At 32.2% G+C, this 24,862-nt stretch carries 25 protein-coding genes; 17 read left to right on the top strand and 8 right to left on the bottom strand.

Annotation, left to right across the window (positions count from 1 at the left end):
* The first annotated feature begins 44 nt into the window (after positions 1-44).
* A complete protein-coding gene (locus Q4Q40_RS06865) occupies positions 45-1,730 on the top strand; it encodes a M23 family metallopeptidase (protein ID WP_303301043.1) in 1,686 nt (561 codons plus the stop codon).
* 13 nt (positions 1,731-1,743) lie between these two features.
* On the top strand, positions 1,744-4,206 hold the full coding sequence (locus Q4Q40_RS06870) for a TonB-dependent receptor plug domain-containing protein (RefSeq protein WP_303301044.1): 2,463 nt from the start codon (positions 1,744-1,746) through the stop codon (positions 4,204-4,206).
* Positions 4,207-4,331: 125 nt separating this feature from the next.
* Here Q4Q40_RS06870 and Q4Q40_RS06875 read toward each other — a convergent pair whose 3' ends face one another.
* Positions 4,332-5,474: a cysteine desulfurase family protein gene (locus Q4Q40_RS06875; protein WP_303301045.1), complete on the bottom strand. Its 1,143-nt coding sequence runs from the start codon at positions 5,472-5,474 to the stop codon at positions 4,332-4,334.
* 300 nt (positions 5,475-5,774) lie between these two features.
* Between Q4Q40_RS06875 and Q4Q40_RS06880 the strand changes: the two genes are divergently transcribed.
* On the top strand, positions 5,775-6,758 hold the full coding sequence (locus tag Q4Q40_RS06880) for a hypothetical protein (protein WP_303301046.1): 984 nt from the start codon (positions 5,775-5,777) through the stop codon (positions 6,756-6,758).
* On the opposite strand, the gene Q4Q40_RS06885 is transcribed toward Q4Q40_RS06880, so the two are convergent.
* A complete protein-coding gene (locus Q4Q40_RS06885; RefSeq protein ID WP_303301047.1) occupies positions 6,755-7,318 on the bottom strand; it encodes a DUF8465 domain-containing protein in 564 nt (187 codons plus the stop codon). The genes Q4Q40_RS06880 and Q4Q40_RS06885 overlap by 4 nt on opposite strands.
* Positions 7,319-7,321: 3 nt before the next feature.
* Positions 7,322-7,522 (bottom strand): hypothetical protein, encoded by a 201-nt coding sequence (locus Q4Q40_RS06890; protein WP_303301048.1) that lies wholly within the window; start codon positions 7,520-7,522, stop codon positions 7,322-7,324.
* 178 nt (positions 7,523-7,700) lie between these two features.
* Here Q4Q40_RS06890 and Q4Q40_RS06895 point away from each other — a divergent pair, with 178 nt between their 5' ends.
* The 5 genes from Q4Q40_RS06895 (at position 7,701) to Q4Q40_RS06910 (ending at position 10,848) form a co-directional block, all read left to right on the top strand.
* The gene (locus Q4Q40_RS06895) at positions 7,701-9,479 is read left to right on the top strand and encodes a T9SS type A sorting domain-containing protein (protein WP_303301049.1); all 1,779 of its coding nucleotides are present in this window, start codon (positions 7,701-7,703) and stop codon (positions 9,477-9,479) included.
* 94 nt (positions 9,480-9,573) lie between these two features.
* Positions 9,574-9,846 carry a CD225/dispanin family protein gene (locus tag Q4Q40_RS06900; protein ID WP_303301050.1) on the top strand — a complete coding sequence of 91 codons (273 nt, stop codon included), beginning with the start codon at positions 9,574-9,576 and terminating at the stop codon, positions 9,844-9,846.
* Positions 9,836-10,051, top strand: a complete 216-nt coding sequence (locus tag Q4Q40_RS24045; RefSeq protein ID WP_367892778.1) for a DUF2752 domain-containing protein — start codon at positions 9,836-9,838, stop codon at positions 10,049-10,051. Before Q4Q40_RS06900 ends, Q4Q40_RS24045 begins: the two co-directional genes overlap by 11 nt.
* Positions 10,052-10,224: 173 nt before the next feature.
* Entirely contained in the window at positions 10,225-10,509 is a 285-nt protein-coding gene (locus Q4Q40_RS06905; protein ID WP_303301051.1) for a DUF2752 domain-containing protein, read from the top strand.
* Between the two features lie 9 nt (positions 10,510-10,518).
* Positions 10,519-10,848 carry a CCC motif membrane protein gene (locus Q4Q40_RS06910; RefSeq protein ID WP_303301052.1) on the top strand — a complete coding sequence of 110 codons (330 nt, stop codon included), beginning with the start codon at positions 10,519-10,521 and terminating at the stop codon, positions 10,846-10,848.
* Positions 10,849-10,934: 86 nt separating this feature from the next.
* On the opposite strand, the gene rocD is transcribed toward Q4Q40_RS06910, so the two are convergent.
* From rocD to Q4Q40_RS06925, 3 genes are all read right to left on the bottom strand, one after another.
* Complete coding sequence (gene rocD / locus Q4Q40_RS06915; protein ID WP_303301053.1) at positions 10,935-12,179, bottom strand: ornithine--oxo-acid transaminase; 1,245 nt, start codon at positions 12,177-12,179, stop codon at positions 10,935-10,937.
* Positions 12,180-12,324: 145 nt separating this feature from the next.
* Positions 12,325-12,711: a DUF6768 family protein gene (locus tag Q4Q40_RS06920; protein WP_303301054.1), complete on the bottom strand. Its 387-nt coding sequence runs from the start codon at positions 12,709-12,711 to the stop codon at positions 12,325-12,327.
* Complete coding sequence (locus Q4Q40_RS06925; RefSeq protein WP_303301055.1) at positions 12,701-13,252, bottom strand: RNA polymerase sigma factor; 552 nt, start codon at positions 13,250-13,252, stop codon at positions 12,701-12,703. The genes Q4Q40_RS06920 and Q4Q40_RS06925 overlap by 11 nt, the downstream gene beginning before the upstream one ends.
* A gap of 135 nt (positions 13,253-13,387) precedes the next feature.
* On the opposite strand from Q4Q40_RS06925, the gene rlmD reads away from it, so the two are divergent.
* The 3 genes from rlmD to Q4Q40_RS06940 all read left to right on the top strand — a co-directional run bounded on the left by rlmD (position 13,388) and on the right by Q4Q40_RS06940 (position 16,175).
* Positions 13,388-14,800 (top strand): 23S rRNA (uracil(1939)-C(5))-methyltransferase RlmD, encoded by a 1,413-nt coding sequence (rlmD, locus tag Q4Q40_RS06930; RefSeq protein ID WP_303301056.1) that lies wholly within the window; start codon positions 13,388-13,390, stop codon positions 14,798-14,800.
* An 84-nt stretch (positions 14,801-14,884) separates the two neighbouring features.
* Positions 14,885-15,454 carry a DUF6452 family protein gene (locus Q4Q40_RS06935; protein ID WP_303301057.1) on the top strand — a complete coding sequence of 190 codons (570 nt, stop codon included), beginning with the start codon at positions 14,885-14,887 and terminating at the stop codon, positions 15,452-15,454.
* Entirely contained in the window at positions 15,420-16,175 is a 756-nt protein-coding gene (locus tag Q4Q40_RS06940; RefSeq protein ID WP_303301058.1) for a DUF6048 family protein, read from the top strand. Before Q4Q40_RS06935 ends, Q4Q40_RS06940 begins: the two co-directional genes overlap by 35 nt.
* Positions 16,176-16,329: 154 nt before the next feature.
* Here Q4Q40_RS06940 and Q4Q40_RS06945 read toward each other — a convergent pair whose 3' ends face one another.
* Positions 16,330-17,487: a THUMP domain-containing class I SAM-dependent RNA methyltransferase gene (locus Q4Q40_RS06945; RefSeq protein WP_303301059.1), complete on the bottom strand. Its 1,158-nt coding sequence runs from the start codon at positions 17,485-17,487 to the stop codon at positions 16,330-16,332.
* 276 nt (positions 17,488-17,763) lie between these two features.
* On the opposite strand from Q4Q40_RS06945, the gene Q4Q40_RS06950 reads away from it, so the two are divergent.
* The 3 genes from Q4Q40_RS06950 (at position 17,764) to Q4Q40_RS06960 (ending at position 19,768) form a co-directional block, all read left to right on the top strand.
* Positions 17,764-18,495 (top strand): class I SAM-dependent methyltransferase, encoded by a 732-nt coding sequence (locus Q4Q40_RS06950; RefSeq protein ID WP_303301060.1) that lies wholly within the window; start codon positions 17,764-17,766, stop codon positions 18,493-18,495.
* Between the two features lie 44 nt (positions 18,496-18,539).
* On the top strand, positions 18,540-19,214 hold the full coding sequence (locus Q4Q40_RS06955; protein WP_303301061.1) for a ZIP family metal transporter: 675 nt from the start codon (positions 18,540-18,542) through the stop codon (positions 19,212-19,214).
* A gap of 125 nt (positions 19,215-19,339) precedes the next feature.
* Positions 19,340-19,768, top strand: a complete 429-nt coding sequence (locus tag Q4Q40_RS06960) for a DUF4268 domain-containing protein (protein ID WP_303301062.1) — start codon at positions 19,340-19,342, stop codon at positions 19,766-19,768.
* Here the strand turns inward: Q4Q40_RS06960 and Q4Q40_RS06965 are convergent, their stop codons facing one another.
* Positions 19,769-20,260, bottom strand: a complete 492-nt coding sequence (locus Q4Q40_RS06965) for a GNAT family N-acetyltransferase (RefSeq protein WP_303301063.1) — start codon at positions 20,258-20,260, stop codon at positions 19,769-19,771.
* Positions 20,261-20,439: 179 nt separating this feature from the next.
* On the opposite strand from Q4Q40_RS06965, the gene Q4Q40_RS06970 reads away from it, so the two are divergent.
* The 3 genes from Q4Q40_RS06970 to Q4Q40_RS06980 are packed head-to-tail and all read left to right on the top strand — an operon-like array spanning position 20,440 to position 24,418.
* Positions 20,440-22,245, top strand: coding sequence for a DUF1800 domain-containing protein (locus Q4Q40_RS06970; protein WP_303301064.1), 1,806 nt, complete (start codon positions 20,440-20,442; stop codon positions 22,243-22,245).
* Positions 22,246-22,250: 5 nt separating this feature from the next.
* Positions 22,251-23,666 carry a DUF1501 domain-containing protein gene (locus Q4Q40_RS06975; RefSeq protein ID WP_303301065.1) on the top strand — a complete coding sequence of 472 codons (1,416 nt, stop codon included), beginning with the start codon at positions 22,251-22,253 and terminating at the stop codon, positions 23,664-23,666.
* A complete protein-coding gene (locus Q4Q40_RS06980) occupies positions 23,663-24,418 on the top strand; it encodes a T9SS type A sorting domain-containing protein (protein WP_303301066.1) in 756 nt (251 codons plus the stop codon). Before Q4Q40_RS06975 ends, Q4Q40_RS06980 begins: the two co-directional genes overlap by 4 nt.
* The last annotated feature ends 444 nt before the right edge of the window (positions 24,419-24,862 follow it).

A 24,862-nucleotide genomic window follows, 5' to 3' on the forward strand; every position in this document is an offset into this window, starting at 1 on the left:
TGCATATCCATTTCAAATTAATATTTTAGCCATAATACTTTTTTATGCGATTTACATTACCTCTTTTTTTTATATTCTCATTTTTTCTAAGTGCACAAAATAATTATCCTCAAGATTATTTTAGCAATCCTTTAGAGGTTCCTCTAATATTGTCTGGTACATTTGCCGAATTACGTCCTAACCATTTTCATTCTGGTTTAGATATAAAAACCCAACAACGTACTGGTTTAAAAGTAAAAGCTTCAGCTGGTGGCTTTGTAAGTCGAATAAAGATATCTCATTATGGTTATGGAAAAGCCTTATACATCACGCACCCTAATGGTTATACAACGGTTTATGCGCATTTACAGAAATTTTCTCCAGAGATTGAGGCTTATATAAAAAAACATCAATATGAAAAAGAATCGTATGTGCTTGAGTTATTTCCCAGTGCAGAAATTTTACCAATAACAAAAGATAGTATTATTGGTTATAGTGGAAATACAGGAGGTTCTGGAGGACCGCATTTACATTTTGAAATTCGCAATAAAGAAGAACACCCTATTAATCCTATGCTTTTTGGTATTAATATAAAAGACTCTACAAACCCTATAATAAAATCCATTTACGCATATCCTTTAGATGAAAATTCGTCTGTAAATAAAGCTTATACAAAACAAAAACTACGTTTAATTCCTTTAAAAAATGGTGATTATACCATAAAAAATATTGAAGCTTACGGGACTATTGGTTTTGGTATTGAAACTATTGACAGACAGGATTTAGGAGGAAACTCCAATGGGGTTTATAATATTCAAACGTTTCTGAATGGTAGGAGAAACTTTGAAATAGATTTTAGAAAATTTTCGTTTGATGAGACGAAACACATCAACCAACTTATTGATTACGAACATTACACTGAGACAAAGAAGCGTATTCAAAAATTATTTACAAAAAAGAAGCTCTTAAGTTTATATAAATCTATAACAAATAACGGCTATGTATCCATACAAGATAGTACATATTCGGTTTATAAAATTAGAGTTGCCGACTATAAAAACAATGAAGCATGGGTGACAATAAATATAAAAGGCTCTAAAAACAGTATTTCCAAGCCCCAAAAACAACAAACGACTCCCTATCACATAAAAGCCAACAAAACAACTAATCTAAAAGAAGGAAACGTTTCTGTAGATTTTTATAAGGACACATTTTACGACGATTTTTACATTGATTTTGAAGTAAAAAACGACACGCTTTCTTTGCATAAAAATAGCATCGCAGCTAAGAAAAAATTTAATATAACCTACGATGTAAGTGCTTACACTAATGAAGATAAAAGCAAGTTATACATAGCTCGTTTGTTGGGGCGTAAAAAATACCCTGTTTATACATCTACTAAAAGAAAAGGGAACCTTTTAATAGCAAGCACAAAAATTCTAGGCACTTTTGCTCTGGCAACAGATACTTTAAAGCCCACAATTTCTCCTATTAATTTTAAAAAAGGACAATGGTTAAGTAAATATCGTTACCTAAAAATTAAAATTGATGATGAGTTTTCTGGAATTTCTAAATATAGAGCGACAGTAAACGGTAAATGGATCTTAATGGAGTATGATTATAAAACAAAAACACTTACCCACGATTTTAACGATAGTATAGTTACCGACACAAAAAATAATATAAAGGTAATAGTTACCGATAATGTAGGAAATAATTCTACTTTTGAATCGTTATTTTACCGAAAATAAACTTATTACTCTTTTGAAAGCAAAACTATTTATAACTTCTTTTTTATTTTTTCTTATAGTCACTATTAGTTATTCGCAAACTGCAACAATTAAAGGGGTTATATTAGATGAGAATAATCAACCCGTTGAAAAAGTAACTATTAAAACTGGAACTAGTGGAACCACAACAAACTCAAACGGCTTTTATCTCTTTGAAATTAAATCCAACCAAGATATTACTGTTGAATTCACACACCTTTCACATAAAAAAGTGGTTAGCATATTTAATCTAAAAAATGGAGAAGAATACGAATTCAATCCTGTAATGAGTACCTCTGTTGAGCAAATAGCTACCGTAGTTGTAACAAACAACAGACGCAAAGAAGTTGAAGGTATTATAACCTTAAAACCAGAAGCTATTAGAAAAATCCCTGGTGCCAATGCTGGAGTAGAAAATTTATTATTAACACTTCCAGGAGTAAGTAATAACAATGAATTAAGTACACAATACTCGGTACGCGGTGGTAATTACGACGAAAACCTAGTATATGTTAATGATATTGAAGTATATCGTCCCTTTTTAGTGCGTTCTGGACAACAAGAAGGTTTAAGCTTTGTGAATACCAATTTAGTACAAAACGTCGATTTTTCTGCTGGAGGATTTCAAGCAAAATATGGAGACAAACTATCTTCTGTATTAGATATAACATACAAAACACCATATCAATTTGAAATAAATGCAGATTTAAGCCTATTAGGAGGAAGCCTTTCTGTTGAAACGATAAGTAAAGATTCAAAATTTACTGGAATTGCAGGTATTCGTTATCGCGATAATAGCCTGTTAGTTGATGCCAAAGAAACCGAAACTAATTTCAATCCTACGTTTGCAGACGCTCAAGCATATTTTACTTATAAGTTTACAAATAAATTTCATTTAAGCTTCTTAGGAAACGCCTCTATAAACAAGTACAATTATGAACCACAAACAAGACAAACTAATTTTGGTACGTTAAGTGATCCCATTGCATTGTTAGTATTTTATGAGGGACAAGAAAAAGATCGTTACCAAACCTATTTTGGAGCTTTTAAAGGAACTTATTTTGCAAATAAAGATGTAACACTTAAACTAATTGCATCGACCTATCATACCACAGAAGAAGAACACTTTGATATTTTAGCACAATACAGATTAGGAGAAGTCAACACAAATATTGGTGATGAAGACTTAGGTGAAGTTGAATTTAGCGAAGGTATTGGTAGTCAACTTAACCATGGCAGGAACGATTTAGATGCTCTAATAACCAATATAGAACATAAAGGTAATTTTAATATTGATGCTAATAGAATTGAATGGTCTGTAAAATATACCAATGAAGATATTCGTGATCGTTTAATTGAATGGGAAGTTATTGATTCTGCAGGCTTTTCTATTAGACCACCCAGATCGACCCCTATAAACGAACAACCCTATACTCCATACAATGGTTCTTTAGAAGCTTTTCAAAATGTAAGAGCCACTAATAACACGCAAATAAACAGGTTACAAGCTTATGTACAATGGAGCAAACGAGCTTCACTAGGCACAAGCGATGTTTGGTATAATGTTGGGGTTAGAGCACATAATTGGCGTGTTAAAGGTGATGGACTTTCATCATCAAGTCAAACAGTATTTAGTCCCCGAGCGCAATTTACTATAAAACCTGATTGGGAAAAAGACATGCTTTTTAGAGTTGCTACTGGTTTATATTATCAACCTCCTTTTTATAGAGAACTTCGTGACGCTAATGGTGCTGTACAGTCCAATGTAAAAGCACAAAAATCATTTCATTTAGTATTAGGTAACGACTATAGCTTTAAAATGTGGAATAGACCTTTTAAGCTAACTACTGAGGCTTATTACAAAAACCTGACAGATGTAAACCCATATACTTTAGAAAATGTACGTATACGTTATAGCGCAAGTAATAATGCAAAAGCTTATGCCTATGGATTAGATATGCGACTAAATGGCGAGTTTGTTCCAGGAACCGAATCGTGGTTTAGTTTTGGGTATTTAAAAACCGAAGAAAATATAGATAATCGAGGTTATATAGCCAGACCGACAGACCAACGTTTAAAATTTGCTGCGTTATTTCAAGATTATGTACCAAATGTACCAAACATGAAAATGTATTTAAATTTGGTTTACAACACAGGTTTACCAGGGGGCTCTCCTAGTTATGCAGACCCTTACGAATACCAAAACAGGTTACCAGCATACAAACGTGCCGACTTAGGTTTACAATTTGTACTTGTTGATGGAAAAAAACAATTTAGTCGTGGTTGGAAAAAAGCTTTTAAAGAGCTTTCTTTTGGGTTTGAAATATATAATATGTTTGATGCTCAAAATTCTATAACAAACACTTGGGTAAGAAACGCATATGATAAAGTTCAATATGCAGTCCCTAATTATTTAACACCAAGAGTTTTTAATGTAAAAACGACTATGAAATTTTAAAAAGCGATACCTAATAAACTTCAAATGTATCATCAATTATTTTGAAATTTATAAGGATTTTAGCACCTCAATTGTCCGGTTGAGCGCAGTCGAAACCTCTTTATTTGTTAGTTGGTTTTTACAAATTATTCAATAAACTCTTTTAAAACATCAATAACATAGTCCACTTCCTCCTTAGTATTGTATATACTAAACGAAAAACGAATGGAAGGTTTCTGTAAATCGGCATCACTTAAAATTTCAGTCAAGACATGAGAATTTTGAGAACTACCACTCTGGCAAGCACTTCCTTTAGAACATGCTATCCCTTTTAAATCTAATTGAAATAATAACATAGCGCCTTTTTTAGGTGAGATTGGCAAACAAACATTTACCAATGTATAAGTACTCTTATTTAAATCACCAGAATTACCATTAAAAGCTACTTTAGGGATCTCATTTACAATCCTATTAATAAAATAACGTTTCAACTCCTTAACATAATCAGCTTCTTTATTTAAATTGTCGCACGCACTTTTTAATGCTTTTTCTATACCCGATATATTATGAACACTTTCTGTACCCGCTCTAAGTCCACGCTCCTGCTCACCTCCAAAAATTACTGGTTGCAACCCCGAATTTTTCCGAATAAAAGCAAATCCGACACCTTTTGGTCCATGAAATTTATGAGCACTTGCTACCATAAAGTCAATTGGAATCTCTTGCAAATCCATTTTATAATGCCCTATAGATTGTACAGCATCACTATGAAATAATGTCTTATTAACTTGACATAAATTAGAGACACGTTGCATATCTAATATATTCCCTATTTCGTTATTTACATGCATCAAACTTACAAGTGTTTTATTTTCAGTTTGCAACAACGTTTCTAAATGTAAATAATCTATATCTCCATTAGTTTCAAGATTAACATAACTAACCAATATACCATACTCCTGTTTTAGTTGTTCAATAGTATGCAAAACGGCATGATGCTCTATTTTTGAAGTAATAATATGCTTAATTCCTAAATCTCTAACAGCACTTCTCAATATTAAGTTATCGGCCTCTGTTCCGCCAGATGTAAATACAATTTCTCCTGCAGATACATTTAAATACTGTGCTATGGTTTTTCTCGATTGTTCTATTAATGACTTAGAAGATCTTCCAAAACTATGCGACGATGAGGCATTTCCATAATTATTTCTCATAACATCTATAATAGAAGTCATCACCTCATCCCTCATTTGAGTAGTCGCAGCATTATCGAAATAGACATTCTTCATATAAAAAAACATTTTATTAATTCAATATAAAAGTCGAATAAAAGGTATTAAACCTAGACCCACTGAATACTGAAACAAGTTCAACACAGAAAGCGGGATTAGCCTGCCACAACAAAGGCGTGGTTCAACTTACAATTTTGCATGCGTCTTGCAGGCTTCTCAAAATTGAGTTTTCCTGGCACGCAATAAGCATGGACTAATAAAACTTTTAAGGCTCAAAAATACTTGAAATAAAATTATTATCAATATACTACGTTATAAATAACAATTCTATTATTTTTGCTTTAAAACCCAAACTCAATGCGTCAGTTATTTTTAGTTCTAATATCTTTAAGTTTATTAAATATATACTCTTGTGATGATGGTGATATCATTACTGTTGAATTAGATTTTGAGGAAACATTTGAAGCTTGTGAGGGCGTAACAGGTCTCATATTTTACAAAACTAAAGACGACCCGTCAGAATCTTTATCTTTAAAAATCACTGGACTTACTCTTGATGACATCTTAGAAGTTGATGAGGAGACAAAAATTTATGAAGAAGATATTGATATAAGTGCCACGAACCCGTTTAATTATAGAACTTATAGCAATACTACAATATCTGATAAATTATTATTCTGTAATGACGTTCCTCTTTCTGATGTAACGATTACACAAGATATAGAAAGTACCAGTGGTACTGCTAAAATTAAAACGACCTTAACAGAAGATGATGATGATGGTGTTCCTGCCGAATTAGAAGACATAAATGGCAATGGTGATTTAGAAGATGATGACACCGATGAAGATGGTATACCCGATTATCTGGATGTTGACGATGATGGCGATAATGTTTTAACTAAAGATGAAAATCCAGACCCAAATAATGATGGCGATATAAGTGATGCACAAAATAGTGATTTTGATCATGAACTTGCAACTAATAGTGAGGTCATTCCAGATTACTTAGACAAAGATGATGATGGCGATGGTGTTCCTACCCGTGATGAAGAAAATAAGACTCAAGACCAAATCCCTACTAACGATAAAAGTAGTACGTGTATGGTAGATGGAAAAGAAGAAGATTGTCCTGATTATTTAAATCCAGCCGTATCTACTAGCGTACCAGCAACAAAATACAGAGAGGGTATTCATACTGTTCTTCAAACATATACAGTAACACTTACGATTTCTAATTTTGATTTAACACTAATTTCATTAGATGTATTTGATTTTGGAATCTTAGAAGATTCTAAATTAACAACAACTGCAACAAGAACACCCGAATTCAAGCCTTATTAATCAGGCACTACATTCTGGTAAATATATACTTCGGTAGCTCCTACCCCATATTTCTGGTAGTTAGCATCGTAAAATTTCACATTATTATAACGTCCAAACAAATATTCTAATTCCATTTTTAAAACGCCTTCTCCAACACCGTGGATAAACACTATTTTTGGAATACGTTTTCTTATAGCAAAATCTAATTGACGCTTAGCAGTATCTAATTGCAAAGTCAATAAATCGTGCTTACTTAGCCCTCTTGAGGATTTAATTAATTTATTAATATGCAAATCGACCTCCAGGGTTGGCTCATACCTATCTTTTGCTCTCGTTTTAATCTGTTTTCTTTTTGAAGATTGCTCTTTTTCTGAAACAATAGCATCCATTGTTTTTTCTGAAAACAATGCTTTTGTAAACGTATTACTACTATTATTTACAACAAGTTCATCGCTTTGAAAATCCAATAAAAACCCATCTGTAGTTTCAACAGAAATCATATTCCCTGAAATTTGTTTTATAACTCCAGATAAATCCTCATCTATAACTAAAACAAAGTCACCTAATTTAAAAGACATAATTTATCCGTTTTCAGAATCATCAATATCTTCAACATCTTCTCTATCATGCTTACTAGGTACGCCTCTAGATACTCTATAAACCCCAACCATAAGTATAATAATACCTAGAATTAAGATATATTCATTTTGTTTCATTTCAGATTTTGCATATATGGCAACAATAGCACCTAAAACGATTAATACATAATTAAAATACTTCATTAGTAATATATCTTTTATGGCTGCAAATTACGTTAAATATTAGATTTTAATAAGCATTTCAACGAGATTTATTAAACACCATTTTCCGTTGAAAGACATTTTATAACGATGAAATAGTGTTTTTTGTGAAAAAAATTTATATTTGTTATCCCAAATAACATAATAACCTACTTAAGCGATGTTTAGAAGATATACCTTTTTTCTACTATTAATAAGCAATCTCTCTTTTTCACAATTATCGGTAAATAATGATGCTTATATTTTTATAAGTGATGAAATTGTTTTTGTTGAAGATGATATTAATCTAAACGACGCAAATAGCAGTATTTATTTGCGTAGCGATGCTCAAGTTATTCAAGGCAGTGGTGTTACTGGGAATTCTGGTATTGGTGAATTAAGTGTTTTCCAAGAAGGTGATGTAGACCAATACGAATATAATTTTTGGTGTTCCCCTATTGGTAGTAAAACTAACAATTCTGTAAACAATCCTTTTGGAATTACTTTTCTTAATGATGAAACGGGTCTTATAACCTCAACACCTGCTATTATTGGTGGCTGGGATAGTCATGATGGTATTTCTAGCCCATTAACTATTTCTAGTCGGTGGATCGTCAAACTTGTTGTAGGCAACGACTTTTCAAATTGGGTATATGTAACAAGTACTACCAACATAAACCCTGGAGAAGGTTTCACTATGAAAGGAACTGCTGGATCTAGTAGTGCACAACGTTACGATTTTAGGGGAAAACCTAACAATGGCACTATAAGTGTTAGCGTTTTAGATAATCAGTATACATTAGTTGGCAACCCATATCCTTCTGCTTTAGATGCTTTAGAATATATACATGATTCAAATAATAAAACAGTAATAACAGGTACTTTACATTATTGGGAACAAAATCGTGATGTAAATTCCCACACTTTAAGAGACTATCAAGGAGGCTATGCTACTTATACGATTAGTATTTTTGGTGTTCCCACGTATGTACCAGCAGCATTTAGCACCTATAATAATGATGGAAGTATTAATGGTACTGGAAGTGCTAACACAAGCACAAAACAAGCTAGACGATATATACCTGTAGGACAAGGTTTTATGGTAGAAGGCACTTCATCTATTGGTTCTCCAGTTGTTCAAGCTAAAAATAGCCATAGAGTATACATTAAGGAAACTAATGTTGATAGTGAGTTTTTTAAAAATTCGAATACAAAAAAGGAAACTTCGGAATACGTAAATGGGTTTTCGAAAGTCCCAAGTGATCACAAACGGTTTAGATTGAATATTGATTTTAATGATACCTATACAAGACAATTGGCCCAAACATTTCATAGCTCTGCAACCAAAGGGTTTGATTACGGAATGGAATGTAAGAGTTTTGGTTTAGCTACTGATGCACATTGGGTAGTTAACGGAGACACTTTTGTCGCAGAGGCATTACCTTTTGATATGGATTTAAGCATTCCCTTAGTTATAAATATAACAAACCAATCTCAAGTTAGAATTAGAATTACTGACATTCAAAATTTTGAGAGCGATCAACCTATTTATGTACATGATACAGAAAATGACACGTATGTTGATTTAAGAACTCAAGATTTTAATGTTAACCTTGATACAAACAATTATACAGACCGATTTAAAATTGTTTTTAGTAATAATAATAATAATAATAATACTAGTTTAAGCACTAACGATATTAGCTTAGACGATTTAAGAATATTCCAAAATAATAACATTTCTGAACTAAAAATTTTAAATCCGAATGCTCTAAATATAAAAGCTATTAGCTTAATAGATGTCTCTGGTAAAGAAATTGAAAACAGAAGGATTAATATTTCAAAAGATGCACACACCTTATCCACAAAATCGCTTAGCGATGGTGTATATATTGTCAAAATAAGTCTAGACAATAATCAAGTGTTTAACAAAAAAATTATAATTGCTAATAAAAAGTAAAGCAGCTCTTAACTGATTGTTGGATTGTTTCATATACTTCTATCTTAATCCTTTTTCATATATTTAAAATTATTTTTAAATATTTTATAATTGTATGGAAAACAAACCACCAAGACCCAGTAGTTATTTAGCCCTTGCCATTATAAGCACTATTTTATGCTGCTTACCCACAGGAATAGTTAGTATTATCTATGCTACTAAAGTGAATAGTACTTATGAAGACGGAAAATATGATGAAGCAAATAAAGCATCAAAAAATGCAAAAATCTGGGGTTTAGCTTCCATTGGAATTGCTCTTTTTGGCTGGATAATTTATATCCTCATTTTCGGAATAGCGTTTTTAGGTGCTATTGGAAGTGCACAATAAAATAAAGATTTTTGTTATTATATTAATTATAATAGCATCCGTCTTTACCTCATATTTATATTATAACTACGATCCTTCGGAATATAACATTTTTCCCAAATGCCCTGTTTATTCTTTAACTGGAATATATTGCCCTGGTTGTGGGAGCCAAAGGGCAGTACATCAATTTTTTAATTATTCTATTAGTATTTGTTTTATTATATGATGCTTCAATTAAACTACTTAAAATAATTTTAAAAAAACCTCTAAAAAACCTTTTGCACGCCCCGAAAATGACTTACACAATATTAATTGTTGTGATTTTATTTTGGGTATTAAGAAACATCAATTTATATCCTTTTACTATTTTAGCACCATAAAATTACTGATTTACTATATATGCAAGCTTTAGATGACTATATGTTACCTTGTTTAAATAAAAAACTTTTAGGGGTAGAATGTATGGGTTGTGGTTTACAAAGGTCTATTGCTTTAATCTTTAAAGGAGAATTTGTTGAAGCTTTTTATATGTATCCTGCAGTTTACAGCCTGATCATCCTCTTTTTATGTATAGGGATAAATATTTTCTTTAAATTTAAACACTCTAATAAAATTATTGGAGCACTGGCTATAATTACAGTGACTACAATTATAATAAGTTATATCATTAAATTAATTAATTAAAATTCACACATGGAACAACAAAAACTAGACCCAACACTTGTTTACGTATTAGCGATTTTAGGATTTTTATGCTGCTGTATTGGCGGTTTAGGATTCATTCTTGCTGGTATTGCATTTATAATAGCAAATAGTAAGTTAAATGCCGCTAAGCTTAACCCAGAAAACTATGATCCGAATAGTATTAAATCTATGAATACAGCTAAAATTGTAGCTTTGGTTATACTTATAATAAACCTTTTGTATTTTATAATGGTACTATACAGTATATATACTACAGGTTGGGATGAGCTTATGGAACAGTCTCAAGAAGCGATGGAGCAATGGCAACAAAATCAATAACATCATTTCTTTAAAATAAAAAAAGGTCTAAAAAGTATCATTTTGATTACTTTACTTTTTAGACCTCTTTTATTTAGAGCTAATGCTTACTTCTCAAATTGTTTAAGTGTCTTTATAATGATACTAACACAATCTAGTAATTGTTCTTCGTTCATCACTAAAGGCGGAGCAAAACGTATAATATTACCGTGGGTAGGTTTTGCTAATAATCCATTATCCCTTAATGCCAGACAAATATTCCAAGCTGTGTCACTATCCTCATCATCATTTATGAGAATCGCATTAAGCAAGCCCTTTCCTCTAACTAAGTTAGCGATATTACTTGTCTCAATATATTTATTTAATTCGTTTCTAAACAAATCACCTAATAGCTCGGCATTTTTAGCTAATCCCTCATCTCTTACAACTTCAAGAGCTGCTATCGCTACAGCTGCTGCAACGGGGTTTCCTCCAAAAGTACTCCCGTGATTACCTGGTTTAATAACATTCATAATAGCATCATTAGCTAAAACAGCAGATACAGGATAAACACCGCCACTTATAGCTTTACCCAGAATTAAAATATCTGGTGATACATCCTCATGATCTACAGCCAATAGTTTCCCAGTTCTAGCAATACCTGTTTGTACTTCATCAGCAATAAACAATACGTTATAGTGTTCACAAAGTGATTTTGCTTTACTTAAATAACCTTCACTAGGCACATAAACCCCTGCTTCTCCTTGTATAGGTTCTACTAAAAAACCAGCAACATTAGGATTATTTTGTAAAGCAGACTCTAATGCATTAAGATTATCATATTCAATTTTAATAAACCCATTAGTAAACGGTCCAAAGTTTTGACGTGCAACAGGATCGTTAGAAAATGAGATGATCGTTGTGGTACGTCCATGAAAATTGTTTTCGCATACTATAATTTCTGCTTTATTCTCATCAATCCCCTTTACCTCGTAAGCCCATTTTCTACATAACTTTAAAGCCGTCTCTACAGCTTCTGCTCCCGTATTCATTGGTAATAACTTATCAAAACCAAAAAACTCGCAAGCAAACTTCTCATATTTACCGAGTATATCATTATAAAATGCTCTCGAAGTTAATGTTAATGTTTGTGCTTGTTGCATCATAGCATTAACAATTTTTGGGTGACAATGTCCTTGGTTAACAGCAGAATATGCAGAAAGAAAATCATAATATTGTTTTCCATCTACATCCCATACATACACACCTTCTCCTTTGCTTAATACAACAGGTAAAGGATGGTAATTATGAGCGCCATACTTGTTTTCTAATTCAATTAATTGTTGTGATGTTTGTTGTCCTAAAATTGCCATTTTAAAAGTAAAATTTAAAAATAAAAAATATGCAATTCCTTCTGTACCTTTATTCTTTCGAAGAAAACGAAAATTCAGCGTGAGAGAGAAATCATCCCCAGATAGAGGCGCAAGTTAGCAAATATAAACTGTTTGTCAAAAAAACTTATTCAGACGTTCTTCCCGAGAGTGATGACACTTGTAGTTCTAAACGTTTTAACTCCCTCATTATCGTGTTTTTATCCATTTGCATCCATGCAAATACTTTTAAAATACTAATTCCAATTAAAAGGGAAATGCCTCCAAAACCCCACTTAATAAGACTTTGAACATCATCCGTTTCTAAAAACTGTACAACACAATAAATAAATAATCCTAAGAAAATTAAATTCATAATACTCATTAGTGTAATCATCCAACCATTTTTCCCCTTAAATAAACCTATAACCATGCTAAACACATTTTGTTCATCTAATTCATCGTAAAACTTTGCCTCTTCTTCAGTTAAGGTTTCTTTAATTAATTTGTCTATGTCTTCCATATTAGTTTCCATAATTCTTATTTTTTAATATTGATTTTAATTTTTCTCTGGCATGATACAGCCTTGATTTTGCAGTTCCTACCGATATATTAAAAATATTACTTATCTCTTTTAAAGAATAGTCTTCTACATAAAACAACTTAATAACCATTTGTTGATTTTCAGGAAGCTTCTTTATAGTTTGTAAAAGTTCATTTTTTAATTGTTCATTATCATCCGTTTCTTCTATAATATCTTGTTCATATTTATAGCTCTCAAGCACACTTCTTTTTCTGTTTTTTGCCTTAATAGCATCTAAAGACTTTGTATAAACGATGCGCATTCCCCAACTCCCAAAACTTTCAGGGTGCTTCAAATCACATATTTTGTCTATAATAATTTTCCAACTATCTTGAGTAATATCCTTTGCAGCATCTGCATCTTCCAAAATATAAAACGCTTTTTTACAAAACAATTTATGCCATCGTTTTACTAAAAACACCAGGGCTTTCTTGTTACCAGATTGATACTTTAAAACTAGTTGTTTGTCAATTTTTCGTTGTTCACTATCCATTCTTACTAGGCAACTTATACTTTAAAGACTTAAAAAAACTAAAAAGGTTCATTTTATTTTCCATCAAAATGAAAATCTATTAAAGTTAATGGAAATAAAACCATATTTATTTGTTGCTATTATTATTTTTGCAGCATGTCTAGAAGAAAAGCAAAAAAACAAGTTTTTGAGCAAGTTGAAGTTATTGATGCAGGAGCTAAAGGTAAGACCATAGCCAAAGCACCAGATGGGAAGGTGATCTTTCTATCAAATGCCGTTCCTGGTGATGTTATTGATGTACAAACTTTTAAAAAACGTAAAGCCTACTATGAAGGTAAAGCCATTGCCTTTCATAAATTATCAGATAAAAGAACAAATCCTGAATGTGACCATTTTGGAACTTGTGGTGGCTGTAAATGGCAAGACATGGCTTACGAGCATCAATTGTTTTACAAACAAAAAGAAGTCACTAATAATTTAACACGTATAGGACATATTGAACTTCCTGAAGTCACTCCTATTCTAGCTGCTTCAAACCAATATTTTTACAGAAATAAAATGGAATTTTCTTTTAGTGATAGTCGTTGGCTAACAATAGAAGAAGTACAATCCGATGAAGATTTAGGCGATAGAAATGCCTTAGGCTTTCATATTCCAGGAATGTGGGATAAAATTCTAGATCTAAAAAAATGTTATTTGCAAGCAGATCCATCTAACGCTATTAGAAATGCCGTTAAACAATTTGCAATTGAAAACGAATTAGAATTCTTTAACACACGTAATCAAACTGGTTTGCTAAGAACTATGATGGTTCGTACATCTAGTACGGGCGATATTATGATTATGCTTCAGTTTTTTAAAGAAGACAAAACAAAACGTGAATTATTGCTAGATTTTATTGCTGACACATTTCCGCAGATAACCTCATTACAGTATGTTATTAATGGAAAAGCAAACGATACCATTTACGATCAAGACGTTATTTGCTATAAAGGTGCAGATCATATTTTTGAAGAAATGGAAGGCTTAAAATTTAAGATTAATGCCAAGTCATTTTATCAAACAAATTCAGATCAAGCTTTTGAGTTATACAAAATCACAAGAAATTTCGCGGAACTAACAGGAAATGAACTAGTTTACGATTTATATACAGGCACAGGAACCATTGCTCAATTCGTTGCTAAAAAAGCGAGTAAAGTTATTGGTGTAGAATCTGTTCCAGATGCTATAATTGCTGCTAAAGAAAATGCACAATTAAATAATATAAATAACGTTGAATTCTATGTTGGAGATATGAAACAGGTTTTTAATGATGCTTTTATAGAAACACACGGGCAGCCAGATGTTATTATAACCGATCCGCCACGTGATGGCATGCATAAAGATGTAGTACAACAAATATTAAACATCGCCCCTAAAAAGGTGGTTTATGTAAGTTGTAATAGTGCGACGCAGGCTAGAGATTTAGAATTAATGGATGCCCTATATAAAGTTACAAAAACGCAAGCAGTAGATATGTTTCCGCAAACGTTTCATGTTGAAAATGTTGTACTTTTGGAACGTCGATAGTTGCATACATTAAAAAACTAAAAGTCCATTCTTAGCTAACCTATACACAGCCTAGTCGAAGTAAAAAATCTATTAAAATAAAAAATGAAGTATTTAAAAATTTTAGTAATACCACTCCTTTTCATCGTTATTTTAATGATTAGTTGTGAACGCGATGATATCTGCCCCGATAGCACCCCTACGACGCCAAGATTAATTATTAGTGCCTATAATGAATCAAGTCCAGATAACACAAAATTTATTGATAATTTACTAATTTTTGGTGTAGGAAACGAGAATTCTCTTAGTGTTACTGTAGAAGATATAGATATAAACTACGATGGAACTGGTAATATACTTGACATTTATTTACCATTAAAAACAGATGATGATACGACTCAGTATATTCTTCACAAAGATTATCTTTATGATGATAATGACACTCCTGATGATACAAGTGATGATATCGAAACAAGCAACGCAGATACAATAACCATAAACTATAGTCGTGAACAAGTTTATGTATCTCGTGCTTGTGGCTATAAAACTATTTTTAATGATGTAACCTTTACTATTGAGACAGATGACGACAACTGGATCAAATCAAGAATATCTGTAAATAATAACCAACCTGTAGAAGATGAAACAGAAACACACTATAACATATTTCATTAGTATCGTATTTATGTTACTTTTTTGTGTGTCTGTAAACGCACAAAACGATAGTATTATTAGTACACCTAACGACTCTTTAAAAGTAAAACTAAAGTATGGGCTTCGATTAGGTGGCGATCTGGGTAAATTAATTCGTTCGTTTGCTGACGAGGACTATACTGGATTTGAAATTTCGGGAGATTTTAGGCTTAAAAAACATTTATATGTCGCTGGTGAAATTGGTATAGAAGAAAAAAACACTATTAATGAGTCTTTAGACAATACTACTGATGCCCCTACATTAGACATCACAACTAAAGGGTCTTATATTAAAGGAGGTGTAGATTATAATATGTACATAAACTGGTTAGATATGGATAACATGGTCTATTCTGGTTTTCGTATAGGAGCGAGTTCTTTTAGTCATGATCTAAATAGTTTTAGAGTTTATAGTATTAATCAATATTGGACATCTCAATTTTCTTCAACTGAGAAACAAGAATTTAATGGCTTAACTGCTTTTTGGGCAGAATTAATTTTAGGCATCAAGGTAGAATTATTAAATAATTTATATCTGGGTCTAAATGCTCAATTTAAAATATTAGCGAGTGAGACTGTCCCAAATGGTTTTGAAAATGTTTATATCCCAGGGTTTAACAAAACCTACGATACTAGTAGTATTGGTGTAGGATATAGTTATACGTTGTCGTATCGTATCCCCCTTTATAAAAGGAGCAAATAATCTGTTTTGTTAACGACTCAACTTAGGAGACCAATACAATAAACTTAGATGTTAATAATAGATTAATTATAGAAAAACATTTAAATTCTTTAATTTACAATAAACAAATTCTTGCTGTATTCTATCTTGAACGAAGACCAAAGGCAGGAATAAGTTACTTCATATATTTCCCCTTCTTACTCCCTTCATACATCACATATTTAACCAAACGAGCTTCCAGCTTCGCATTAAATAAGTGTATTTTACGAGAAGGGCGTAACCCCACATGCTTAAGCGCATCAAGGTTAGAGGTAATAAACCAGGCATCAGTACCTGGGTAATTTTGTTTTAGAGTATCACCAATATGACTATAAAATGCTTCCATATCTATGTCTAAACGTTCACCATACGGTGGATTAAATACCATATGCAATTTCTCCTCACCGCCTTTTTGGGTTTTAAAAAAATCTTCGTGTTTAACCTCTATAAAGTCTTCTAATTGCGCATTTTTTACGTTGTCTTTGGTTTTAGAAACCGCACTTGGTGCTTTATCGTACCCAATTATTTTATAATGAAAATCCCTCGTTTTTTTAAGAAGAGATTCTTCTATCTTTTCAAATAAATCAACATCCCAATCTTGCCAGCGCTCAAACGCAAATTCTTTACGCATTAAATTGGGCGGAATGTTACAAGCTATCATCGCTGCTTCTATAAGCATGGTACCACTACCACACATAGGATCCATAAAATCGGTTTGTCCATCCCAACCCGACAACATAATCAATCCTGCAGCTAGTACTTCGTTAATAGGTGCAATATTAGTAGCGGTTTTATAACCTCGTTTATGTAAAGAATCTCCCGAAGAATCTAAAGATATAGTACATCGACGTCTATCTATATGTACATTAATTTTTAAATCGGGAAATTTTAAATCAACATTAGGTCGTTGCCCTGTAGTATCTCTAAACTTATCTACTATAGCATCCTTTGTTTTTTGAGCGATATATAAGGAGTGTGAAAACAAATCGGAATGAATCGTTGCATCGACAGCCAAAGTCCCCGTGGGTTTTAAATACTTTCCCCACTCCATAGCATAAATCTTATTGTATAAATCTTTTTCGCTGCTTACAGTAAATGAATGGATAGGTCTTAAAATTTTAATAGCAGTACGTAACCCTAAATTAGATTTGTACATAAACCCTTTATCTCCAGAAAAACTAACATTTCGAATGCCTTTTTTTACATCTCGTGCTCCCAGTTGTATAAGCTCATTCTCTAATAATTCTTCGAAACCAAATAAAGTTTTGGCTACCATTTTGAAATTTTCTTCCATTTTTTCCTACTACTTACTAGATACACTTTAATAGCTTGCAAAAATAGCGTAATTTTGTGTTAAATTAATGTTAATACGAAATTAGATTAAGGGGACAATATATCCTTTTTATACCGAAATTGCTTTACTATCAATAAGATTCTGAGTGGAATTCGTAATAAAAAAGATATAGACGAAAAATTATATTCATGTATTTAATATTATAAAGTATTAAACCTTGAATAATAAACTCATCTTGTGTTGCAAAACAATACGAGACAACCACCAAAAAAGAATATGATAACAGATACTACAAAATGGTTTACTTCTTGGTTTGACACGCCATTTTACCATATTTTATATAAAAACAGGGATGATAGCGAAGCGCATGAATTCATGGATACCCTTACCAATTATTTAAACATTCCTGAGCTCGGAACTGTTTTAGATTTGGCTTGCGGAAAAGGGAGACATGCCCTTTATTTAAATACTTTAGGATACCATGTAACAGGTGTGGATCTAAGCGAAAATAGTATTAAACACGCTAAACAGTTTGAAAACGATACATTACATTTCGAGGTTCATGACATGTGTAAACCTTACAATACCCAATTTGATGCGGTTTTTAATTTGTTTACTAGTTTTGGCTATTTTGATAAAGAGGAAGATAACCTGAACACCATTAAAGCAATAAAAGCTAATTTAAATGACTTTGGTTTTGGGGTCATCGATTTTATGAATAGCGAATTTATAATCGATAATTTAGTACCCACAGAACTAAAAACAGTCGATGGCATTGATTTCAATTTAAAACGCTGTATAGAAGATGGTTATATTGTAAAAGATATTTCATTTTCTGTAAATGGGGAAGATTATAATTTTCAAGAACGAGTAAGAGCATTTACTCTTAATGATTTTGAAAAATTATTTAAAAAAGCTAATGTACATTTGTTAGATGTGTTTGGAGATTATAAATTGCGTAAGTTTAATGCAAAAACATCCGAACGTTTAGTAATGATCTTTAAATAGCCATTCCATTCCCGTTAAAAACATTTTTTGAGTATTTAAAATACATGAATAATTATCTTTTACCTTTTTACGCTGTTATTTTAGGAGTGCTTATAGCCAGCATTACCAGAGCAAAAAAATCTTTGAACACCAAGCTCCTACTCTCTTTTAGTGGTGCTTTTCTATTAGCCTTAACACTTTTTGAGCTATTACCCGAGGTTTACAATCATTTGGATACCAAACTTACTGGACTTTATATTATGTGCGGTATTTTACTTCAAATTATTTTAGAACTATTCTCTAAAGGTGCAGAACACGGACACGTACATGTGCACAAGAACGAAACAGCTTTCCCTTGGTTACTATTTATTAGTTTATGCATTCATAGTTTTTTAGAAGGTTTTGCTATACACGAACATAACGATATGGTTTATGGTGTATTAATTCACAAAATACCAATAGCAACTTTAATTAGCATGTTTCTATTTCAGTCCAATTACGGTAAAATACAGATTAGTATCTTTTTACTCATTTTTGCTTGTATGACGCCTTTCGGAACTATTATTTCTCATACTTCTGAAACAGCTACTAGTTTTGCACATATTATTAACGCCATCGTTATTGGTATCTTTTTTCATATTTCTACTACCATTCTATTTGAAAGTGGCGATGGTCATAAATTCAATTTATCTAAATTTATTGCCATTATCTTAGGTGTTGGCATTGCTTATATGATATAATTTATTATCCTTGATGAGGGAGCAAGAATCTTATAAAATGACACCGTATCATTATAAAGAGGATCCTTGCTTTTGTTTATCTTGAGTAAAGAACGAAAGGTAGAAATAATAAAATAACGTTTTATATGTTTTCTAAAGAAGAATCGCGACAATTACGACAAGAATTTTGGACCAGTTTTGGAAAATCGTTTCCTCGAAAATGGACTTTATACGATACCAAATTAAAAGGTCTTAGCTTTAAGTTTCATTTTGATAATAAAAGCGCTTTGGTAGCTTTAGATTTAGAAGACGATCTTGAAAACCGCATTAAATATTGGGAAAAACTCCAAGCTTTAAAATCTATTCTCTTAGATGACTTTTTACCTGATGCTATTTTTAATGAAGCATATTTTTTAGATAATGAAAAAGAGATTTCCAGAATCTATGTGCCTTTGGAACAAAAAGTATCTATTCATAATAAAAACACATGGCGCGATGTTATGGAATTTTTCAATAAAAACATGAGCTTATTTGAAGCTTTTTTTGAAGACTATAAAGATGTGATCGAAGGATAATCAAACCGTTTTCACCATTTGATAATCATCCATTACAAACCCATTACCAATATCTGCAATCAAAGCCCCCGTATTAATAAATCCTAGTTTTTCATAAGCTTTAATAGCGTTTATGTTATTTATATTTACAGTAAGCCTAATACTTTTTAATTGATAACTTTTCGCTTTTTCTTCAACAAACATCATGACCATTTTACCAATCTTTTTACCTCTGTATGAGCTTAAAACATAAATTTTACTTAAAAATAAAGATGCCGCTTCCTTCTTTATTGAAATGTAACCAACAGCTACTTCTTCATAAGTAATTAAAAAATATTCAAATCCATTCGTTACCTGTTCTTCAATTGCGATTGCAGATTGAAACTTATCGAGCATGTAATCTACCTGGGACTTCCCTACTATCGGGATATAATGCTCCCGCCAAATAATATCTGCCAATTTTGCTATTTGCGAATAATATGCTTTGGTATTAACAGCCGTAATATCTACCATATAAAAACTTTAAATAATTGTTCAAATTAAGTGATAAAAGCTGAACTAACGGCAAGCTAACAGGCTTTAAAAGGACCGTTCGTCGAAAAATATAACCTTTTATCTATATTTATACATGTAATTAAAGTCTAACATCTAAAAAATAACGTAACTAAAAAATAAAAAGACAAACTCCAAATATGAAAAAACACTTACTTTTCTTTTTTCTATGTGTTCCTAGTTACTTTTTTTCTCAAGAGTATTCAGATTATTTGGGTGCAGGACATAGTAACGGAATCACTGTAACTTCCAGCAACGAACAAAGTCGTACCAATTGGAGAGAAACTGCCAGTGCAGCAAATACTGTTAACGGTAATGGCTTAGATGCACGTTTATTAGAAACATCCAGATTCTTAGCACAAGCAACTTTTGGAACTAATTTAGATTATATTAAATCGGTAGCAAAAAACTCATTTGAAGACTGGATTGATAATCAGTTTGATATTAGTAGCCCATCAATGGGACAAATGACTGATGACACTTACAATCAAGCTCTTGTTATTTTTATTGCTAATGGTGGAAACCATAAAGAATACAGTGGTCCTAATTCAACTCATTTTAATTACGCATGGTGGCAATCTAATATCGGGAATAACGATTTATTAAGACAAAGAATAGCTTTAGCATTGAGTGAAATATTTGTAATCTCATGGGATTCAAACTTGAGTGATTATGGTGTAGGCTTAGGAGATTATTATGATGTTTTAAAAGATAATGCCTTTGGGAATTTCAGAGATCTTTTGCTAGATATTAGCTTACATCCAATGATGGGGGGCTATCTAAGTCATTACAACAATCCGAAAAGTGATCCTGAAGAAAACGTTCATCCTGATGAGAATTTTGCAAGAGAAATTATGCAGTTATTCACTATTGGACTATATGAACTTAATCAAGATGGCAGCTATGAGCTAGATATAAATGGCGATAGAATTCCAACTTATGATAATGATGATATAAAAGAATTTGCTAAGATATTTACAGGACTTGGAACTTCAGAAGTTGAGAAAAACGAATATGATATTGTTCCAGATTTTGGAGTTGGTATTAATTTTGCCAGAAAAAATATTCCTATGGTTATGTATGATGAGTGGCATGAACCTGGAGAGAAAAAATTATTAAATGGTAAAATAGTTCCTGCTGGGCAATCTGGAATGAAAGATATTGAAGATGCCATAGATAACTTACTTAATCATAAAAATACAGGGCCTTTTATTTCTTTACGCTTAATACAACAATTAGTAAAATCCAATCCTTCACCAGCTTACGTATCAAGAATTAGCAATGTTTTCAACAATTACAAAGGAGTTCGAGGTGATATGAAAGCTGTCGTTAAAGCCATTTTATTAGATGAAGAAGCAAGGAGTTGTAGTTGGGTTAGCGATCCTAGTAGTGGTAAATTGATCGCTCCTATGATCCGATATTTTAATACCACCCGACAATTAGATCTAGATAATGACAATGGTTTATACTGGAATTCTGGTCGGGATTTTTTTAGATCTACTGGTCAATTGCCTTTAGGATCTCCAAGTGTTTTTAACTTTTATTTACCAGAATATGTCCCTAATTCTGAGTTTGCAGATTTAAATTTAAAAGGTCCAGAATTTGAAATACATACTTCTGCCGCAAGTTTGGCTTATATAAACGAAGTAAACTCTTGGACTAATACACCCCGTAACTCCATGCTACAAACTCATAATTTGGATCTTAAAAGTACGCCTTTAAATTTTGAGAAATTAAAGTATTATGCACAGGACGGGGAAGTCTTGGTAAATATGCTAGATAAACTATTTACACGCGGACAACTTTCTGGTGAAACAAAACAAATAATAGTTGACGCCATTGAGGCAATGGAAGGAAGTAATCAAAATATCGATTACATGCATAACCGAGTAAGGTTGGGACTGTTTTTAATTTTAACAAGCCCAGATTATGTTATACTAAAATAGCACAAATGACTAAACATAAAAACAATATATCGAGACGAAAATTTTTAGGACAATCATGTGCTGCACTTGGTTATACAACCATGTTCTCATCTTTAATTAACTTAAAAGCCATGGCTGCAACTGCTATGAATAATTCGCCTACTATTTCAGTCGCTGGCGATTATAAAGCTTTGGTTTGTTTGGCACTAGGTGGCGGTAACGATTCTTTTAACATGCTTATTCCAAGAGGAAATAATGAGTATAGTGAGTATGCCACGACCCGATCAAACTTGGCCATACCTCAAAATCAGATCTTACCAATCAATCCAAATACATCAGATGGAAGAACTTTTGGTCTCCACCCATCCATGCCAAATATGCAACAATTATTCGAGGCTAATAACTTGGCATTTCTTTCTAATGTAGGAACACTCATAGAACCTTCAACAAAGTCAGATATTAAAAATGATGTTGTTAAAACTCCTTTAGGTTTGTTTTCTCATTCAGATCAAACTCAACAATGGCAAACAGGGAGACCTCATGAAAGGACTAATATAGGCTGGGGTGGTCGGGTTGCGGATTTGATTCAATCAATGAATTCCAATGAGAACATATCGATGAATGTGTCATTAGGAGGAAGCAATACGTTTCAAAGAGGGAATCAAGTTATACCATATGCTATTAGAACCAGCGGAAGTATTGGAATCGATGGTTATGGGCGAGAAGATATTTATAATGACTTAAGGAATCAGGCTTTAAATTCTATGTTAGAGCGAGATTATCAGGATATTTTTAAAAACACTTATAAAAATACTATAAAAACCTCTAATGATTCTGGTTTACAATTTCAGGAAGCTGTAGATGGGGTTCCAGAATTCAGCACCATAATGCCAGAAGAAAACAATTTGGCAGAGAAATTAAGAATGGTTGCAAAAACAATTGCAAGCAGAGACCTTTTAGGCTTTTCCAGACAAACATTTTTTGTTGATGCCAACGGTTGGGATCATCATGATGAACTACTAATAAATCAAGCAAGCAGGTTAGCAGAGGTAGATGCTGCTTTAAAATATTTTAATGATGTAATGGCTGAGCTAAACATCAGCGATTGTGTAACATTATTTAGTACATCAGATTTTGGACGAACATTAACGTCTAATGGAAATGGTACAGATCACGCCTGGGGAGGTAATGCCTTTATGATGGGTGGTGCTGTACAAGGGAAAGAAATATATGGAGAGTATCCTGTTCTGGCTTTAGACAGTGATGTTGATCTTCGAAATGGTGTTATGATACCATCAACTCCCGCAGATCTTTATATGGCAGAACTGGCATTGTGGTTTGGGGTATCTCCTTCAGACCTCACTACTATTTTCCCAAATCTATCTAATTTTTACGATACTAACGCTACTACGCCTCCTATTGGCTTTATGGACATGTCATGATGAAAAAACAACATATATACATACTACTTATTCTCATATTTATTACGTCAACAATAAATGCGCAATGCTACCCTGATAGACATAGTACAAGCTGGATTGATAGCTGGATATCTTGCGATATATCACAAAATCCTAATTCGGCTTACGGCTTAACGCATTGGATTATGTATGATCTCGGATATGAGTATGAATTAAAAGAATCTAAATTCTGGAACGCTAACGAGCCAAAAAATCTTAATTATGGTATCAATGATTATAATTTAGATTATTCTTTAGATGCCGTAACATGGACTAATTTAGGTACTTTTAAAATGGATCAAGCATCAGGTTTATCTACTTATGAAGGTGGTGAAGGTCCCGATTTTGATGCTACAAAAGCAAGGTATGTACTCATTACTCCTATATCTAATTATGGAGGGGATTGCTATGGCTTAAGTGAAATAAAAATTAATATAACAGATCCTTTCGATATTGTTGAGGAAAATAATGGATTTAATGCCTTAGTTTACCCTAACCCTTTTCTAAATAATATTAATCTTAGAATTGTAACGCTTGATGAAACTAGCTCCATAAACTATACTTTATACGATATGTTAGGAAGGGCTATTACTTCTAATAGTGTTGCTTTTACCGAAAACACAGAAATTTACGAATTACCAATAAATGCCAACACACTTTCTGCTGGTATCTATATTCTGAATGTTGAACAGAATAATAAAACACGGTCTTTTAAAATTATAAAGAGGGAATAATTGTCTTTTGTAATAACTTATCATTATCTGTTTAGCACGGATTCTTCTTGTTTTTTTTTAATGATATGATGTATAGGGAACTTTGTTTGGTTTTTAGTACTGCTTTATAAATATTAGTTTAGTATGGTGCTCTCGTGAATATTGTGAATGAGTTTTTTTCTTGGGGTTATTGGAAGAGGGAGATTAGGGCTTTGGCATACTACCCCCTCACTAAGACGCTAAGCCGCAAAGAAATGCTGGTACTATTTTATAATATTATAGAAACTCTATTAGTTAGTTTTTTTGGAATCATACTTACTTATAAATTGATAGGTTATAATGTTTCAGGTTATATATACAAGTCTTTTTTCTTGGGTGTATTAGAGGAATGTTTTGGTGTAGGTCTCGCAAAGACGCAAAGACGCAAAGAAACACTAGTAGTATTCATATTCAATAATTCATAGG

The sequence above is a fragment of the Flavivirga jejuensis genome (genome assembly GCF_030540765.1).
Classification (GTDB): domain Bacteria; phylum Bacteroidota; class Bacteroidia; order Flavobacteriales; family Flavobacteriaceae; genus Flavivirga; species Flavivirga jejuensis.

What these genes read in the sequence shown, in the direction of transcription:
- Q4Q40_RS06905 (WP_303301051.1), top strand. Translation starts at nt 10,225, where the DNA reads ATGCAAGCTTTAGATGACTATATGTTACCTTGTTTAAATAAAAAACTT.
- Q4Q40_RS06970 (WP_303301064.1), top strand. Translation starts at nt 20,440, where the DNA reads ATGAAAAAACACTTACTTTTCTTTTTTCTATGTGTTCCTAGTTACTTT.
- Q4Q40_RS06925 (WP_303301055.1), bottom strand. Translation starts at nt 13,252, where the DNA reads ATGGATAGTGAACAACGAAAAATTGACAAACAACTAGTTTTAAAGTAT.
- Q4Q40_RS06935 (WP_303301057.1), top strand. Translation starts at nt 14,885, where the DNA reads ATGAAGTATTTAAAAATTTTAGTAATACCACTCCTTTTCATCGTTATT.
- Q4Q40_RS06865 (WP_303301043.1), top strand. Translation starts at nt 45, where the DNA reads ATGCGATTTACATTACCTCTTTTTTTTATATTCTCATTTTTTCTAAGT.
- rlmD (WP_303301056.1), top strand. Translation starts at nt 13,388, where the DNA reads ATGTCTAGAAGAAAAGCAAAAAAACAAGTTTTTGAGCAAGTTGAAGTT.
- Q4Q40_RS06880 (WP_303301046.1), top strand. Translation starts at nt 5,775, where the DNA reads ATGCGTCAGTTATTTTTAGTTCTAATATCTTTAAGTTTATTAAATATA.
- Q4Q40_RS06890 (WP_303301048.1), bottom strand. Translation starts at nt 7,522, where the DNA reads ATGAAGTATTTTAATTATGTATTAATCGTTTTAGGTGCTATTGTTGCC.
- Q4Q40_RS06955 (WP_303301061.1), top strand. Translation starts at nt 18,540, where the DNA reads ATGAATAATTATCTTTTACCTTTTTACGCTGTTATTTTAGGAGTGCTT.
- Q4Q40_RS06895 (WP_303301049.1), top strand. Translation starts at nt 7,701, where the DNA reads ATGTTTAGAAGATATACCTTTTTTCTACTATTAATAAGCAATCTCTCT.
- Q4Q40_RS06980 (WP_303301066.1), top strand. Translation starts at nt 23,663, where the DNA reads ATGATGAAAAAACAACATATATACATACTACTTATTCTCATATTTATT.
- Q4Q40_RS06975 (WP_303301065.1), top strand. Translation starts at nt 22,251, where the DNA reads ATGACTAAACATAAAAACAATATATCGAGACGAAAATTTTTAGGACAA.
- Q4Q40_RS06885 (WP_303301047.1), bottom strand. Translation starts at nt 7,318, where the DNA reads ATGTCTTTTAAATTAGGTGACTTTGTTTTAGTTATAGATGAGGATTTA.
- Q4Q40_RS06920 (WP_303301054.1), bottom strand. Translation starts at nt 12,711, where the DNA reads ATGGAAACTAATATGGAAGACATAGACAAATTAATTAAAGAAACCTTA.
- Q4Q40_RS06950 (WP_303301060.1), top strand. Translation starts at nt 17,764, where the DNA reads ATGATAACAGATACTACAAAATGGTTTACTTCTTGGTTTGACACGCCA.
- Q4Q40_RS06910 (WP_303301052.1), top strand. Translation starts at nt 10,519, where the DNA reads ATGGAACAACAAAAACTAGACCCAACACTTGTTTACGTATTAGCGATT.
- Q4Q40_RS06875 (WP_303301045.1), bottom strand. Translation starts at nt 5,474, where the DNA reads ATGAAGAATGTCTATTTCGATAATGCTGCGACTACTCAAATGAGGGAT.
- Q4Q40_RS06965 (WP_303301063.1), bottom strand. Translation starts at nt 20,260, where the DNA reads ATGGTAGATATTACGGCTGTTAATACCAAAGCATATTATTCGCAAATA.
- Q4Q40_RS06945 (WP_303301059.1), bottom strand. Translation starts at nt 17,487, where the DNA reads ATGGAAGAAAATTTCAAAATGGTAGCCAAAACTTTATTTGGTTTCGAA.
- Q4Q40_RS06940 (WP_303301058.1), top strand. Translation starts at nt 15,420, where the DNA reads ATGAAACAGAAACACACTATAACATATTTCATTAGTATCGTATTTATG.
- Q4Q40_RS06960 (WP_303301062.1), top strand. Translation starts at nt 19,340, where the DNA reads ATGTTTTCTAAAGAAGAATCGCGACAATTACGACAAGAATTTTGGACC.
- rocD (WP_303301053.1), bottom strand. Translation starts at nt 12,179, where the DNA reads ATGGCAATTTTAGGACAACAAACATCACAACAATTAATTGAATTAGAA.
- Q4Q40_RS06900 (WP_303301050.1), top strand. Translation starts at nt 9,574, where the DNA reads ATGGAAAACAAACCACCAAGACCCAGTAGTTATTTAGCCCTTGCCATT.